General features: G+C 33.0%; 10 protein-coding genes. 8 read left to right on the top strand and 2 right to left on the bottom strand.

Annotated features, from left to right (window positions below; genetic code table 11):
- Positions 1–425 precede the first annotated feature (425 nt).
- Together ATE90_RS10665 and ATE90_RS10660 are read right to left on the bottom strand one after the other, a co-directional pair.
- Complete coding sequence (locus ATE90_RS10665) at positions 426–2048, bottom strand: 4Fe-4S binding protein (RefSeq protein ID WP_036783924.1); 1623 nt, start codon at positions 2046–2048, stop codon at positions 426–428.
- 59 nt (positions 2049–2107) lie between these two features.
- Positions 2108–3454 carry an NAD(P)/FAD-dependent oxidoreductase gene (locus tag ATE90_RS10660; protein WP_036783921.1) on the bottom strand — a complete coding sequence of 449 codons (1347 nt, stop codon included), beginning with the start codon at positions 3452–3454 and terminating at the stop codon, positions 2108–2110.
- A gap of 168 nt (positions 3455–3622) precedes the next feature.
- Here ATE90_RS10660 and ATE90_RS10655 point away from each other — a divergent pair, with 168 nt between their 5' ends.
- The 8 genes from ATE90_RS10655 (at position 3623) to ATE90_RS10620 (ending at position 17836) form a co-directional block, all read left to right on the top strand.
- Positions 3623–4492, top strand: a complete 870-nt coding sequence (locus tag ATE90_RS10655; RefSeq protein ID WP_036788051.1) for a hypothetical protein — start codon at positions 3623–3625, stop codon at positions 4490–4492.
- A 26-nt stretch (positions 4493–4518) separates the two neighbouring features.
- Positions 4519–5520: a glycoside hydrolase family 113 gene (locus tag ATE90_RS10650; RefSeq protein ID WP_172824231.1), complete on the top strand. Its 1002-nt coding sequence runs from the start codon at positions 4519–4521 to the stop codon at positions 5518–5520.
- Between the two features lie 81 nt (positions 5521–5601).
- Positions 5602–6435: a universal stress protein gene (locus ATE90_RS10645; protein WP_101451383.1), complete on the top strand. Its 834-nt coding sequence runs from the start codon at positions 5602–5604 to the stop codon at positions 6433–6435.
- A gap of 8 nt (positions 6436–6443) precedes the next feature.
- Positions 6444–6659, top strand: coding sequence for a hypothetical protein (locus ATE90_RS10640; RefSeq protein ID WP_101451382.1), 216 nt, complete (start codon positions 6444–6446; stop codon positions 6657–6659).
- Complete coding sequence (locus ATE90_RS10635; protein WP_101451381.1) at positions 6660–7187, top strand: hypothetical protein; 528 nt, start codon at positions 6660–6662, stop codon at positions 7185–7187. It abuts the gene before it with no gap.
- Positions 7187–8464: a hypothetical protein gene (locus tag ATE90_RS10630; protein ID WP_036783912.1), complete on the top strand. Its 1278-nt coding sequence runs from the start codon at positions 7187–7189 to the stop codon at positions 8462–8464. Before ATE90_RS10635 ends, ATE90_RS10630 begins: the two co-directional genes overlap by 1 nt.
- Positions 8465–8530: 66 nt before the next feature.
- Positions 8531–9259 carry a metallophosphoesterase family protein gene (locus tag ATE90_RS10625; RefSeq protein WP_036783909.1) on the top strand — a complete coding sequence of 243 codons (729 nt, stop codon included), beginning with the start codon at positions 8531–8533 and terminating at the stop codon, positions 9257–9259.
- A gap of 534 nt (positions 9260–9793) precedes the next feature.
- The gene (locus ATE90_RS10620) at positions 9794–17836 is read left to right on the top strand and encodes an SdrD B-like domain-containing protein (RefSeq protein ID WP_101451380.1); all 8043 of its coding nucleotides are present in this window, start codon (positions 9794–9796) and stop codon (positions 17834–17836) included.
- Positions 17837–17994: the final 158 nt, after the last annotated feature.

The following is a 17994-nucleotide window of genomic DNA, read 5'->3' as shown; positions in this document are numbered from 1 at the left end:
CTTTTATTATTTTACCTTTTTTATATTTGGATGTTTTTATCAATTTTCTCCTATTGTAAATTAAGCAATATTTGTTTTTTTGATTGTTTTTTAATTGACATTTATGATGCACGCAACCTTAGGCCATCATAAAATAACCTCCAATTATTTTTAGTTTCTTTTCAAAAATGACCTTCTTTTTCTTTCTAAGAATCTTGGCTATAAAAGTACCAATAATTCGTTTCTAAATTATCTATAAAATGACCTTCTTTTTTCAGGTGCCCACTTTTGTAATAGAATCTCCAAAATGCTCTATTTTTACTAGTTATAAGCTAGTCTTTTTCCTTACGTTGTCCATTCTTATAATACTCTTTGTGATATTTTTTTGACAGAAAGAAGCAAAACTCAATGATAGTAAGAGAAAAGGAAGAATGTTTTCTGAAACATTACTTTCTATTTACGAGATCCATTAAATCTACATCATTTCCAAGTAGAATTTCTGTAGGATTTATTCTTCCATCTTCAGGACCATTTTCTAATTTTAAAACACCTCGAGGGCAAACTGCAGAACAAACTCCACAACCCACACAACTAGAACGTACAATATTTTCTCCTTTTTGTGCATACGCTCTTACATCAATTCCTTGTTCACAATAGGTAGAGCAGTTTCCACATGAGATACACTGTCCGCCATTCGTAGTAATTCTAAATCTTGATTTAAAACGTTGAATAAAACCTAAATAGGCTGCTAAAGGACAACCAAATCTACACCAAACACGGTTTCCAAAAATAGGATAGAATCCAGTACCAATAACACCCGCAAAAATAGAACCAATTAAAAAACCATAAATATCTTGAATTGTTTGTGTTTTAATACCAATTACTTGACTCTCTCCAGAGAAGAAAGTGTACAAAGCAAACCCCGTCATGACCAAAACAAAAATTAATACCGAATGAATTACAATACGTTCTACTCTCCAGGAAAGTAGCGTTTTGCTCGATAGTTGTCGGTAAGGATCTCCTAATGTTTCTGCCAATCCACCACAACCACAAACCCAAGAACAGTACCATCTTTTTCCAAAGAAATAGACCATTACAGGAACAACTACTATTGTTAAAACAACGCCCCAGACTAAAATAAATAGACCAAATGTTCCACTAGCAAGCAGCTCGTCTAAATTCCATCTAAAGAAAAAATCATAGTCTAAAGGAAACGCATTTTTAAAGTCATACCAAGGTTTATCAAAACGAACTAAAATTTCAGGAATTAAAAAAGCGAATACAATTTGAAAGAATAAAACAGATGTTGTTCTTAAAATTTGGTATTTATTATGACGGTATTTTATATACATTCTCACAGCCATAACACTCATTACTGTACAATATAAAAAACCATATAAAAACCACTGACTTGCAGGATTTCCGCTAATAGATTTACTTATCGGATCTACTAAATAGACCCAGTTAACGATTAAATCTGGGTAGAAATAGAGTAGGCTGTAAAAAGTCACTAAAAAGATAAAAGCAAACCAACCAATCCAACCACGATTTGTGGCTGCGTTTAAAAATATCCCATCGTTTTTAATTCCTGGCTTACCTAATAAAACAACATCGGGCACGATATACAACAGTGCACCAATAATACCCAAACCAAAAGTTAGAAACCACATGAAACCAGTTTTGTCAGCAGCTAAACCCTTACCCGCTTTTTTTGCAAGTGCAAAACTTGTGCTTCTTAGTTTTCCTGAGATTTTATATTGATACTGTGCTCCTTTTTTAGTCCAATTTTTTTCAGCATTGTATTTTGTAATTAAGGTATCATAATAATTATTAGATGTTTCGAAGGCAGTAATTACTTTAGTAGAAAAAGCAAAAATGTTTAAATCTTTTTTGTTGACAATTGCTCTAGAAAGTTCGTCTTTGATGACTTCGCTTTTGTACCCTTTTTCGCTAATAAAAGTATCTAATTCTTGGGGGGTTAAACTAAATGAACCTGTAAAAATAGTTCCTATAAAAAAGGCTAATCCTGTTAAAAAGACAACTAAACCTGTTTGTTTTATAAATTTCACAATAATAATTTTACGTTATAAGTTTGGATTGAAAGAGTTTTATGATTGCTAAACCCCAATTAATTGGTAAAAATTCGTTTCCAACTTTTCTTTTTTAAATTGATGTTGGTCATCTGCTCTGTATTAAATTTCGTTACAATTTCAGCTTCATGCAATTTATAAAACTCAGGATCAAAATTGGCATCCGCTAAATATTCTAAAACAAATTCTACAGATTTATTTTGGGTTAGCCACGTATCAAAAATTTCATGACGCATTCTAATTCCAAAGGTATTTATTCCTAAAAATTGGCGAGAATCGATATCATAAGAAATGGTAATACATTTATGATCTTTTGTATGTTGCCATTGAAAATAAGCTTCATTTTCTTTTTTACTTCGTTCACTAAAAACCCAACCATACGTTTGGTATTCAATGTCTAAAAATTTGGCAGAATTAAACCAATGTCCAGGTTTGTATTCCGTTTTATTACCACAAATAGTTTGCGCAAGCGTTTCTCCCATCATTCTTCCTGTATACCAAACGGCTTCAATATTTCTTCTTTGTCCGATAGCTTCATGTTGCTCTGCACAATCACCAATTGCATAAACATTTTTTATGTTTGTTTCTAAAAAGCGATTCACTTTTACACCACGTCCTAATGCGATTCCAGAATCTTTTATAAAATCAATATTTGGTGTAACACCGGCTGTTAATCCCACTACATTGCAGAAAATTTCTTCACCGGTTTCTTCAATAATTACTGATTTTACATTGCCGTTTTTATCTGCTTTGATTTCTTTTAAATTAGTGCTGAGTCTTAAATCTATGTGATGTTCTTTAATATGATTATTAATCATTTCTGATTCTTGCGTTGGTAAAACCCCATTCCAAAAACTAGCTTCACGCACTAAAAAAGTAACCGGAATTTTTCTACTTCTCAACATTTCTGCCAATTCAATTCCAATCAACCCACCACCAACAATTACAGCTCTTTTGCATTTTTCTTTATTTGGGGCAAATTTTTCTAAATTCTCTAAATCTTGTTTGTGATACATGCCCATAACACCTTTTAAATCTTGCCCTGGCCAGCCAAATTTATTAGGTTTAGAACCTGTTGCAATAATTAATTTATCGTAATAAAGTATAGAAGAATCTTTAAATTTTAATGTTTTTTTATCAGTGTTTATCTTATTAACAAAACCCTCTTTTAATTCGATTTTATTTTTATCCCAAAACCAATTTTCATAAGGTTGTGTGTGTTCAAATTTCATGTGCCCCATATAAACATACATAAGTGCAGTTCTCGAAAAAAAGTATTTAGTTTCAGCAGAAACTAGGGTAATTTTTTTATCAGAATTCTTTCTGATATGTCTTGCGGCAGTTACTCCAGAAATTCCATTACCAATAATAACAATATGCTCCATAGTTGATTGATTCTTACTTTTGAGTCGAAGACTAAGTTAAGAACTTAAACCTGAAATTTAATTTAGATTTATTATAAATAAAAAAGCATAAGTCTAAATTGTAAGCATTCGATAATTTTAATGACTTACTTCGTAATTAAACTTTTAGAAATAAAACCAACTAGAAAAATGAAAAAGAGATTTTCAAAAATTCTATTTCTTACCACATTTGTTGTCAGTTTTACCGCTTCTGCGCAAGAAAGAGAGCCTGTTAAAAGTAATATTCAAACATATACGCCATCAAAATTATTAGACAAAGGTCAATGGGATGTTAAGTTTTTTAACAATTTGTATACAGAAACCAAGGGCAGCTATAATGGGATTACATCTGATAAAGAAAGAGAAACTTATTTCACATCAACTTTAGATTTTTTTACAGGTGTTTCAGATAATAACAGATTAAACATTGGGTTGTTGTTAGAATACCGTTCAAATGTTATTAATGGAAAAAGTGCTACTGCTGCTTTTGATTTTAAGAATGATGAAAATTCAAGAAATGGATTATCTTCTTTTGCACCAGCTTTAAAATGGCAGCCGATAGAAAATATTGGAAACTTCTCGATTCAATCTGCTTTTCATATTCCTATAATTTCAAATGAATCTGATGCAAATGGTGTGTATTTAGATCAGACAGCATATACATTTCAAAACCGTTTTTTTTATGATTATACGGTCGAAAATGGAAATTGGCAATTGTTTACAGAATTAAATACGGAGTATAATTTTGGTGATTCCACTAGTTTTGCAAACAACACAATTGTGTTAGCTCCGGGTGTATTTATGAGTTATTTTCCAAGTAATACAACAACTATTTTAGGTTTCGTGCAACATTATCAGCGTTTTGGAGATTTTACACAAAATTTTACGGCATTAGGTTTTGGAGGAAAATATCAATTAAACAGTACTTTAAACTTAGAAATTTTATACAGCAAATTTGTAAGAGGGAGTGATACCGGTTTAGGACAAAGTTTTAATATTGGATTAAGAGCATTGTTTTAGTAAAAAGAACTATTTTAGAGGGAATTATGAAAACAACAAAACTCTTTTTTTTACTGCTTCTTTTTTTAGAGTTACCCTGTAACAGTCAAACCAAAAAAGTAAACGGATTAAGCTTTGTAGCTTCCAGAGATAAAATTGATATCACACACACAAATGCAGTTTTAAATGCACAAAGCAATTATGTTGCATTGATGCCTTTTGGTTTCATAAAAGAATTGTCTTCGCCAAAAATAACACACAATACAAATAGACAATGGTTTGGTGAAACCAAAAGTGGACTGTTACAATATGCAAAAGAGTTTCAAAAGAATGCTGTAAACGTTATGGTAAAACCTCAAATTTGGGTTTGGCGCGGAGAATTTACAGGGAACATAGAAATGGATTCTGAAGAAAAATGGACTATTTTAGAGAATTCCTACTCAGAATTTATTTTAACCTATGCAAAAGCGGCACAAGAAATTAATGCAGATATTCTTTGTATTGGAACAGAATTAGAAAAATTTGTAATGACTAGGCCACAATATTGGCAAAAATTAATAAAGGAAATCAGAAAAATATATAAAGGAAAGTTAACTTATGCTGCAAATTGGGATGAATTTAAAAGAGTTTCTTTTTGGGGTGAAATCGATTTTATTGGAGTTGATGCGTATTTTCCTTTGAGTGATGAAAAATCACCAACGGTACAAGAATTAGAAATTGGCTGGGAACCTCACAAAAACGAAGTTATTAAAATTCAGAAAAAATACAATAAGCCCGTTTTGTTTACAGAATTTGGATATAGAAGTGTAGATTTTAACGCCAAAAAACCTTGGGAATCGAATAGAGTAGAAGGCAATGTAAATTTGCAAGCACAAGTTAACGGTTTGCAAGCGATACACAATCAATTTTGGAAAGAAGATTGGTTTGCTGGTGGTTTTATTTGGAAATGGTTTCATAAACATGAGGAAGTTGGAGGTGAAAATAACAACAGATTTACACCCCAAAATAAACCAGCAGAGCAATTAATTAGAAAACTATATAAACAATAACATGTTTTTAAACATGATAAATATCTTGAAATAGAACATTAATTGTTTTTAAATTTGTGCTAGAATATAAAAATATTTTAGATGAAAAAAATTATTGTGCCTATAGATTTCTCAGAGCATTCAGAGTATGCGTTAAAAGCGGCAGCACTTTTGTCAAAAAAAATGGATGTTGAAATTTATGCTTTACATATGTTAGATCTTCAGGAGGTTAACTTTAGTCAAAGCTCAGAATTTAGCCAAGAAAAAGGAGTTTTCTTTTTAAAATTAGCAGAAAAAAGATTTGAAAAATTCCTACAAAAAGACTTTTTAAAAGAGGTGAAACTTGTGCCAATTATTAAGCATTATAAAGTTTTTAGCGAAGTAAATGCTATTGCGAAAGAAATAAATGCAGATTTAATAATTATGGGATCTCATGGAGCTAGTGGATTAAAAGAATTTTTTACAGGATCAAACACGGAAAAAGTTATTAGATATGCAGAGATTCCTGTTTTAATACTTAAAAATGAATTGAATGATGTAGATTTTTCTGATATCGTTTTTACAACAGATTTTTCAGAAGAAACAATACCCGCTTTCAATAAAATGTTAGATTCATTAGATTTTTTGGGTGCTAAAAAACATCTTTTATTTGTGAATTCACCAAACGAACTATTTAAAACGACGCCAGAAATGGATGCTTTAGCAAACAACTTTTTAATGAAAGCAGAGGGCCATACAAATCGGTTAGTAAATGTTAATTTTGTTTGTGCCAAATCAATAGAAGATGGTATTTTAGACTTTTCGAATGCAGTTGGTGCAGACTTAATTGCATTAATCACACATGGTAGAAAAGGATTGTCTCACGTTTTTTCAGGAAGTATTTCTGAAGATGTTTCAAACCATTCTGCTTTACCAATTATGACGTTTAAAATATAAATTGATGAATGAAACTAAAACAGTTGCTACTTTTTGTTCCTTTTTCTATTTTCTTTTTTTTATGTTCAGAAGATAATGACATTACAATTCCAAGAAATTTGCAAGATTATTTTGAAGGAAACTCTAATAGAGAGTTAAATAAAATTATTGCTTGTGCAGCAACTGCGGATGCAAATGAAAGCCTATCTTATATTTTTTATTATCCAGTTGAAGGTGCTTTGTAAGTGCTTTATTATGAAGCAGACAGTTTAAATATAGATGAAAATGATTTTACGAATTACAAAAGAATAGTTTTAGCTGAAACAGCTGTTTTTACCCAAAAATTAAGCCGATTTTCACAATTAAATTCGGAAGAATTTTGGTGTGTGGTAACCTATTTAACTCATGGAAAAATGCACAAGTCAAATCCCATTCGATTAAAAAATGAGACCAAACCTATAAATTGGACAAATGAAGTTAAAATCGAATATCCAACAACTTTAAAACCAAAATTTACATGGTCAGATTTTGATATTACAGATAATGAATTTTATTTTCAAGTAATTTCTGATAGAGATGATGATTCTATTTCTGGAACGTATAGCTATGATCATTTTTTTCAATACTATAACACAACCAATATTGTTTTAAATATAAACACTGCAACTCCAAAGGATTTGGTGGTAGACGACACCTATAATTTTACCTTAATGGCGGTAAGTGCAGATAATTGGGTAAATTTACGAATACAAAAATCTTTTGTTGCAGAATAATGAAACTTAAAATCTGGATTTTTACTTTTTTATTTTTAGGGATCTCTTTTTCTCTTTTTTCACAAGAAAGAATAATTTTAGATCTTAAAATTAAAGGAGCAAGGAAGACTAAAATTTCTTTTTTAAAGAAATTTTTAAGTACCAAGAAAGACCTTGTTTTAGATTCTATTGCCTTAGAGAAAGATATTATTGAATTGAAAAGATTGCCAGCAATAAGGCATGCGTATTATCAAGTACTAAATGCTAATACTAATTTCTGCACTGTTTTTATTACCGTTGAAGAAAATTTAACCTTGTTTCCAGAAGTTAATTTTTGGACTACTACAAATCAGCAGTTTTCATACAAACTAGGTTTGTATGATTATAATTTTTTAGGAAAAAATATTGCCTTTGGCGGATATTACCAAAACAACGGGTTCAATTCGTATGGTATTAATTTTAGAGCGCCGAATTTGTTTTCTAAAAAGTGGGGGCTATCTGTAAATCATCAAGATTGGAAGAGTGAAGAGCCTCTTTATTTTGGAGATAAAACGGCTAATTATGTTTACAATAATACTTCTTTTGAAGTTTTAGGGATTCATCAAATCAATTTTAAAAATCAAATTAATTTTGGCTTTAATTTTTTTACAGAGCAATATCAATATATTTCAGGAGCTATAGACCCCTCAATTCCAAAAAGGTTAAGCCTAAAAAAGACACTTTTTAAACTAGTATATGTTTATAATAATTTAGATTATTTTTATCAATATATAAACGGATTTAAAAGTGTACTGTATGCACAGTATGTAATTACAGAAAATGATTTCCAGAACGATTTTTGTATTTTTTGGAATGATTTTTTCTATTACACCCGAATTACTGAAAAAGGAAACTGGGCAAACAGATTAAGAATTGGTTTGTCATCAAATGAAAAAACACCCTTTGCACCCTTTGCTTTAGATAACAATATAAATTTACGTGGAGTAGGTATTTTAGTAGATAGAGGTACAGGTAGTGTTGTTTGGAACACAGAATACAGGCACACGATCTATGATAAAAATTGGTTGGCAATTCAAACAAATTTCTTTACAGATATTGGGTCTTGGAGAAACCCTGGCGGAAACTTAAATGATTTTTTGAGTAGCAAAAACATTCATATATATTCGGGTTTTGGTTTGCGTTTTATCAGTAAAAAAATATACAATGCTACTTTTAGAATCGATTATGGGTTTAGAGTAAACACTGTTAAAAACAATTCTGAAGGAGGTTTGGTTTTTGGAATTGGACAGTATTTTTAATTAAATTAAGATTCCTTTCATCTTTTTTTTATAGAAAATAGTAGTTTTGTGAAAAATAAAAGGAAGATGAGAACTTTTGCAATAGGAGATATTCATGGAGGCTTAAAAGCGTTAATTCAGGTTTTAAATAAACTAGAAATTAAAGAGGGAGATAAACTGATCTTCATGGGAGATTATGTCGATGGTTGGAGTGAATCTGCTCAAGTTGTTCAGTTTTTAATAGATGTGTCGCAGAAATTTAAGTGCGTCTTTATAAAAGGAAATCATGATGTTTGGTGTCAAGATTGGTTAAAAACAGCAACGGTAAATGCCTCTTGGTATATGCATGGTGGTAAAGAAACCATGGAAAGTTATGAGGGCTTTTCCGAAGAAGAAAAAAAACAACATTTGGTCTTTTTTGAGAAGCTACCTTTATATCATATAGATGCTGAAAATAGATTGTTTTTGCATGCCGGTTTTACTTCTTTACATGGTGTAGAAAAAGAACCCTTTAAAGAGCTTTTTTATACAGATAGATCTCTGTGGGAAATGCTTTTGGTGATGGACAACCGAATAGAAAAAGACTCGATGTATTATCCTAAAAGAATACAACATTATAAAGAAATTTATATTGGTCATACGCCCACTACAAAGTATAATGAATCTTTACCAATAAACATTGCAAATGTTTGGAATATTGATACCGGAGCTGCCTTTAAAGGAAAAGTAACCGGAATAAATATTGATACAAAAGTGTGCTCTCAAAGTGATCATTTGCCAGATTTGTACCCGGATGAAAAAGGGAGAAATAAATAAAATTGAATTAGTATTAAGTTAGTTTTTTTTATGTTTAAGTGATTTTTTCTCGTCGTTTATACTTTTCTATCTAAAAGAAATATTGAAGTTGTGTGTCATTCCTAAACTGTCAATATTGAGGTATCTAGAAAAATGTAGCACTCATTTTCTTTTTCCCTTTTCAAAAATTATTACGCTAATCAATTAGAAAGGTAAAAGTATTTTTCTCATTTGGTTAAAAATTAATAGTTAGCAACATCCACAACCATCATAATATAGAATCTGAAAATAAAAAGGTCGTCTCTTCTGAAAGTAGATAATGCAGCAGTTGTTTTATTAAAATTGCTAAGGCTCAATTATCTCTTTGTTTATGTTTTTTATCAACTTAACGGATATTAATCACTATTCATCGATATCAATTGGCTAAGCAACTTTTTTTCTTTTTTAAAATTTATTTGTTAATTATTTTTGTAAAAAAAAGATAGGAAAAGAAAATCATAAACTCATATCCAAAATAAGTTTTTGAGTATTCTTTTTTACAAATTAAGTATAAAAATGAATTCATTGAATACAAAGTACTCCAGAAAAAAGACACTTTCACTTGCAATTGCGCTATTATCAATTATTCAGTTTAATTATGGATCTAACGTAATTAATACCAATGAAATTGCAAACGCTATCTCAAAAAAAGATGCTAAGAATTCTTTTACAGAAAACTTTTTCAGTAATTATGAAGCTAACTGGAAAAATCTAGAAAATTTTAATACTGAATTCAATCAGAGTGCTTTTGCAAGTAAGCAGTTTACAGCGATAAGTGCACCTGCACCTGAAGTAGATGATTGTACAAGCGCTTTACCTGCAGTAGATGCTATCAATTTTTCTGAAAGTATGCTAGAAATTGCCATGGATAAAACTTATCAACCTGATAACAATCAAGGCTGTTGTTATAAGGAACAGCCTCAAGGTCACATGCATCCAAAGAGATTAAAACTAGAATATATAGGAAGTGGAAACCCCTGGATCGTTTTTAGATTTAAAAATTCTGGCGGAGCAGTTCATTTTCAGGGCAATGTTTCAAATGGTCAGTCCTTAATAGTTGATGGTTCGGGTATGGTAAATAAACACGGTCAAGAAGGACTCGAAACTAATACTTGGTATTCTATAGCGGGCTCTGCCGTCTCATATCACACCTCTTGTTCTACAAATTTAGATGTTGGTCATACTATTAACGGACATTTCAAAGTTTTGGCGATAGAAATGCCTTTAGTAAGTGGTATGGGTGGCGTTTCATGCACAGAAGGAAATTTTACACCTTGCAATAATGTTACAAACGCTGGTAGAACTTCTGATAGGAATAATGATTTATGTACAAGTAATGCAAGCAACCCTTTAACAATTCCTAATATTACGATGCCAGTGGCGAGTGGTGGAGAAGGCGGTGATATAGAATATCAATGGGAAATTAGATATTCTGGTAGTTCGTCTTGGCAAGATATTCCTGGAGCAAATAGTAAAGATTATAACCCGGATAATGCAGCTAATAGTTCAAATGGTTGGAGGATCGGAGAAAATTATTGGAGAAGAAAAGCTAGAAGGACATGCCAAACTAGTTGGATTTATTCTGGTTATGAATATTATTGGATTGTTGAAAATTTTCAAGATCCAGGCGAAATTTCTGGAAATGAAAGTAGATGCGGTTCTTACGATCCAAATAATATTTCAAATTCCACAGGACCTTCTGGTGGGGCTCCAAACAATGCTACAATTGAATATAGATGGGAATATAAAACAACAGGAGGTTGGATAGTAATTCCTAATGAAAATCAATGGAAATACAATCCTGGAACAATTAACCAAACAACACAATATAGAAGAGGAGCTAGAAGAACAGCTCCAGACTGTACTATAAATTACATATACTCAAATCCAGTTACAAAAACTGTTGTAAATAATAATTTAAGCTTAACCTGTGAGTATAAAATCGATAATGGCGGTTGGATTACAAATAATTGTTCGATTACTCTAACACAAGGACAAAAACTGGAGCTTTCTACAAATCCAAATTATTTGTCGTCATATTCTTGGACAGGTCCAAATAATTTTTCAGGTAGCGGAAATAATGGTGGAGATATTCTACTTTCAAATTCTGTTACTACAGCTATGTCAGGAACATACACGGTTATAGCAACAGATAGCAATGGATGCACTGGCTCAAAAAATATTACAGTTAATGTAGTATGTCCAAACCCTGCAAATAATACAACAGCAACTGCATCAATTAATGAAAATCAAACCAAAACATTAACAGGCGCTCCTTCTGGAGGTTCTTGGAGTATTGTATCAGGTGGCGGAACTATTAATGGTTCAACGTATACACCTGCTAATATAAATACAAATACTACTGTTAAGATTCGATATACAATTGCAGCAAACGGAAGTTGTCCAGCGACTTCGGATGATGTTACGTTTACAGTAACTCCTGTTTGTAGTATAACGGCAAATAATACAACTTCAACTGCTGACATTACAGGAGATCAAACGAAGTTATTAACAGGAACTCCTTCAGGAGGTGCATGGAGCATTGTATCTGGAGGTGGATCTATTACAGGAAACACATACACGCCCGCAAATACAAGTAATAACAACGTTATTTATGCTACTGCTAACGAAAATCAAAATTTAGTATTACAAGCACCCGTTGGTTCAGTAATTAATTCCATCACCTTCGCAAGTTATGGAACTCCAACTGGATCAAATGGTAATTATGCAACTTCTAATTGTCATGCAACAAATAGTCTTAGTATAGTTGAAAATTACGCAATTGGTAATAATTCAGTAACAATACCAGCAACAAATACTGTTTTTGGTGATCCATGTGGAGGTACTCCAAAGAGATTATATGTTACAGCAACATATTCTCCAAGTAATAGCAACACTAACTCTGATGTTACACTTAGGTATACAATTCCTGCTGACGGATCTTGTGCTGCTACATCTGATGATGTTACTTTTACTGTAACACCAGTTTGTACAACAGCAAATAATACGACAGCAACTGCGTCAATTAATGAAAATCAAACCAAAGCATTAACAGGTACTCCAGCAGGAGGAACTTGGTCTATCGTTTCTGGAGGCGGAAGTATTACAGGAACTACATACACGCCTGCAGATATCAATACTGATACAACAATCGTAATTAGATATACAATTGCTGCTGATGGTGATTGTGCTGCAACAACTTCAGATGTTACTTTTGATGTAACACCTGTCTGTGATGTAGTTGCTAATAATACTACTTCAACTGCTAATATTACTGAAGGACAAACGAAAACATTAACAGCTACTCCAGCAGGAGGAACTTGGTCAATCGTTTCTGGAAGTGGTTCTATTACTGGATCAACGTATACACCTGATGATATCAACACTGATACAACAATCGTAATTAGATATACAATTGCTGCTGATGGTGATTGTGCTGCAACAACTTCGGATGTTACTTTTGATGTAACACCTGTCTGTGATGTAGTTGCTAACAATACTACTTCAACTGCTAATATTACTGAAGACGAAACGAAAACATTAACAGCTACGCCAGAATCTGCACCAGATGCAACAATTTTAGTAAATGTAGATGGCAATACTTTAGGTGTTAATCCACAACCTGCAATAGTCTTACAAGCTGGTCAAGTACTAAAAATTACTGGTAATGGTTATTACACTGGTACAATAACAGTAAGAAATGGTGCACATATAATTGTTTGTGGTGCTGTAACTATTTATGGTGCTGTTGCTGTAGACAATGGAGGTCATTATTGGAAAACAAGTGCATTAGGCTTTATAGGATCGTTTACAAATAACGGAACAGTTCATGAAGGTCCTACAAGTTGTAATAGTGGATCTTGGTCTATTATTTCTGGTGGTGGATCTATCAATGGAACAACTTATACTCCTGATGATATCAACACCGATACTGATGTGACTATTAGATATACCATTGCTGCTGATAATGGTTGTGCTGCTACATCTGATGATGTTACGTTTACAGTAACTCCTGTTTGTAGTATAACGGCAAATAATACGACTTCAACTGCTGATATTACTGAAGGACAAACGAAAACATTGATAGCAACTCCTGCTGGAGGAACTTGGTCAATCGTTTCTGGAGGCGGATCTATTACAGGAACTACCTACACTCCTGCAGATATCAATACAGATACAACGGTAACGATTCGATATACAATTGCTGCTGCTGGTGATTGTGCTGCAACAACTGATGATGTTACTTTTGATGTAACTCCTGTCTGTGATGTAGTTGCAAACAATACGACTTCAACTGCTGATATTACTGAAGGACAAACGAAAACATTGATAGCAACTCCTGCTGGAGGAACTTGGTCAATCGTTTCTGGAGGCGGATCTATTACAGGAACTACCTACACTCCTGCAGATATCAATACAGATACAACGGTAACGATTCGATATACAATTGCTGCAGATGGTGATTGTGCTGCAACAACTGATGATGTTACTTTTGATGTAACTCCTGTCTGTGATGTAGTTGCTAATAATACGACTTCAACTGCTGATATTACTGAAGGACAAACGAAAACATTAACTGGTACTCCTGCTGGAGGAACTTGGTCAATCGTTTCTGGAGGCGGGTCTATTACTGGAACAACATATACGCCTGATGATATCAATACTGATACAACAATCGTAATTCGTTATACAATTGCTGCTGATGGTGATTGTGCTGCAACAACTTCAGATGTTACTTTTGATGTAACTCCTGTCTGTGATGTAGTTGCAAACAATACGACTTCAACTGCTGCTATTACTGAAGGACAAACGAAAACATTAACTGGTACTCCTGCTGGAGGAACTTGGTCAATCGTTTCTGGAGGCGGATCTATTACAGGAACTACCTACACTCCTGCAGATATCAATACAGATACAACGGTAACGATTCGATATACAATTGCTGCAGATGGTGATTGTGCTGCAACAACTGATGATGTTACTTTTGATGTAACTCCTGTCTGTGATGTAGTTGCTAATAATACGACTTCAACTGCTGATATTACTGAAGGACAAACCAAAACATTAACTGGTACTCCTGCTGGAGGAACTTGGTCAATCGTTTCTGGAGGCGGATCTATTACAGGAACTACCTACACTCCTGCAGATATCAATACAGATACAACGGTAACGATTCGATATACAAGTGCTGCTGATGGTGATTGTGCTGCAACAACTTCAGATGTTACTTTTGATGTAACTCCTGTCTGTGATGTAGTTGCTAATAATACGACTTCAACTGCTAATATTACGGAAGGACAAACTAAAACATTGATAGCAACTCCTACAGGAGGAACTTGGTCAATCGTTTCTGGAAGTGGAAGTATTACAGGAACTACCTACACTCCTGCAGATATCAATACTGATACAACAATCGTAATTCGTTATACAATTGCTGCTGATGGTGATTGTGCTGCAACAACTTCGGATGTTACTTTTGATGTAACACCTGTCTGTGATGTAGTTGCTAATAATACGACTTCAACTGCTGATATTACTGAAGGACAAACCAAAACATTAACTGGTACTCCTGCTGGAGGAACTTGGTCAATCGTTTCTGGAAGTGGTTCTATTACTGGATCAACGTATACGCCTGATGATATCAATACTGATACAACAATCGTAATTCGTTATACAATTGCTGCTGATGGAGACTGTGCTGCAACAACTTCAGATGTTACTTTTGATGTAACTCCTGTCTGTGATGTAGTTGCTAATAATACTACTTCAACTGCTGATATTACTGAAGGACAAACGAAAACATTAACTGGTACTCCTGCTGGAGGAACTTGGTCAATCGTTTCTGGAGGCGGATCTATTACTGGATCAACGTATACGCCTGATGATATCAATACTGATACAACAATCGTAATTAGATATACAATTGCTGCTGATGGAGACTGTGCTGCAACAACTTCAGATGTTACTTTTGATGTAACTCCTGTCTGTGATGTAGTTGCTAACAATACTACTTCAACTGCTGATATTACTGAAGGACAAACGAAAACATTAACTGGTACTCCTGCTGGAGGAACTTGGTCAATCGTTTCTGGAGGCGGATCTATTACAGGAACTACCTACACTCCTACAGATATCAATACAGATACAACGGTAACGATTCGATATACAATTGCTGCTGATGGTGATTGTGCTGCAACAACTTCAGATGTTACTTTTGATGTAACTCCTGTCTGTGATGTAGTTGCAAACAATACGACTTCAACTGCTGCTATTACTGAAGGAGAAACTAAAACATTGACAGGTGCACCTTCAGGAGGTACTTGGTCAATTGTTGCTGGAAGTGGTTCTATTACTGGATCAACATATACGCCTGATGATATCAATACTGATACAACAATCGTAATTCGTTATACAATTGCTGCTGATGGTGATTGTGCTGCTACAACTGATGATGTTACTTTTACAGTAACAACAGGTTTAGGAAGTATCGGAGATACAGTTTGGTTTGATACTGATGGAGATGCTATAAAAGATGCAAATGAAGATGGATTAGGAGGTGCAACTGTTACTTTAGACCCAGGTACACCAGGAGATCCTAGCGATGATACAACAGCGACAACCGATGTAAATGGAAACTATTTATTTAACAATTTACCACCAGGACATTACATAATAAGTGTAGATGTAAGCGCAGTAACTTCTGGAATTCCAGTGGGTAAAACACCTTCAGACTTGATACAAACATATGATTTTGATAGTGTAGGTACTCCAAATAACAGCGCGATTAATTTACCTTCAGGTCAAAACAATCTAGATCAAGATTTTGCTTATGGAGTTTCTTCAGGAAACACGGGAACAGGTAATAACGGTGGAGTTGAGTCAGAATCTTTAGGAGATGCAATTTCTAAGATTTACGTAGGTAGAAAGAAGAATTCTATGCCAACTGAATTTGTGAAATCAAGTGAGAACTTGTACAATAAAGTGAAGTTAAAATCCATACAGCCTTATCAAGGAAAAGGACAAACTTTATTAGACATGTTCCCTACCGAATTAGTAGCTGGAAATGTAGCTAATGTAACTTCACCAACTGATATTTTAGATTATACCATTGCAGATGAAGTATTATCTGTAGATTTCTCTATAAATGGAGAAACAAAAGGAGTTGTATTAGGAATTAAAACTTCAGATAAGATTTACAATCACACCAAAGCATCTTGTGATCGTTTAAGAGGTGCTGAAATATTGAATGTGCAAAAGGTTCGATTGGAAGGTTATAATTTCTTGATGCAAGGAATTAAGCAAAGAAACGGTGTTGTAGAGTATGCGATCTCATTTGCGGTTTCTAAGAACAACAATGATGATAAGTATACAATTCAGACAAACTGGTATGTAAATAACTATATCAAGTTTAACGATGCCTATAACTTCCAAGTATGGTCTACAAAGCCAGCGGATACTCAAAAATTAGTACAAGATATTTTAGATAACTTGAAATCTTATATTCCTGTACAACAAACAGAAATTCAGAAATTCCCTGAAACCTATGCTTCTAAAATTTACAGAGAAAAAGGGGAATTAGTGGTGAATTTAAGAAGTACTGAAGTTGGTAATACTGCTGAAGTTTCTATGGTAGAGTTATATTCGGAAACTGCAAATAACATCAAACACAGATACAATTCTTTAGATACTGAAATACAGCAATCGTTAAGATTAGACATTGCTGATGGATATGAGTATGATGGTCTTGTAACAGTAGAGGATGAAGTAGAAGATGCATTTTATCATGCAGATGGTAACTGGGGCTTAGATTATGATTCGGATTATACAGAGATACTAAACTACTTTGTATGGAATGATTTTGATAGAACATATCAAGATGATGAATATTCAATAAACAGAAATGTTGAGATCAAAGCAACTAGTGAGTATGATTACTTAACGGTTTACAAATCATTATTACCTGGTACATTGTCTGCTGATTACTCTAAGTACAAGTACTTATCATTTACTGCTAAAGGATCTGGTTTAATGGAATTAGGATTGATTAAATCTTCTGTTGAAAATTGGAAACAACAATACAGAGTGATGGTCGATTTATCTGAAGAAGAGCAAACGTACTATGTGCCTTTTGATATATTTTCTTCTACAGGTACAACGAATAAAATAACTGCAGATGACTTAACTACTCTAGCATTTACTTTCTTGCCTGTAGAAGCGAATACTAAAGACTTAGATTTATTTATTTCTAACGTGAAATTCACTAAAACGGCTATTGAAGATCAGATAGTAAATAAAATTGAGAAGTTTGAAAATAACTTTATGGCATACCCAAATCCTTCTAAAGGAAGTGTAAATGTTATGATATTTAGTAAAGTGGATACCAATGCAACTATCTCTTTATTTGATGTAACTGGAAAAGAAATCTATGTAGCTCCGGTGCAATTAATAAACGGTAAGAATGAAATAGACTTCAATGTAAAAGTGAAGCCTGGTGTTTTATTCTTAAAGGTGAATAGTAAAAAAGTTAATTATGGAGTTTCTAAAATTATGTTTAGATAGTATAAAATAATATCAATTGTATTTATTCAAAAAATTAAGCTGCATTTTGTAGGGAAAAGCAGCTTATGTATTCAATTGTTTTGAAGGAGAAGAGCTGTTAATTTAGCTCTTTTTTCATTTCATAAAATTAGGCTAAAATATTTTGATTTTAAATCAAT

This window comes from Polaribacter sp. Hel1_33_96, assembly GCF_002846595.1.
Taxonomy (GTDB): domain Bacteria; phylum Bacteroidota; class Bacteroidia; order Flavobacteriales; family Flavobacteriaceae; genus Polaribacter.
The sequence above is the reverse complement of the archived record's forward strand: the minus strand, read 5'-3'. Positions and strand labels throughout refer to the sequence as shown.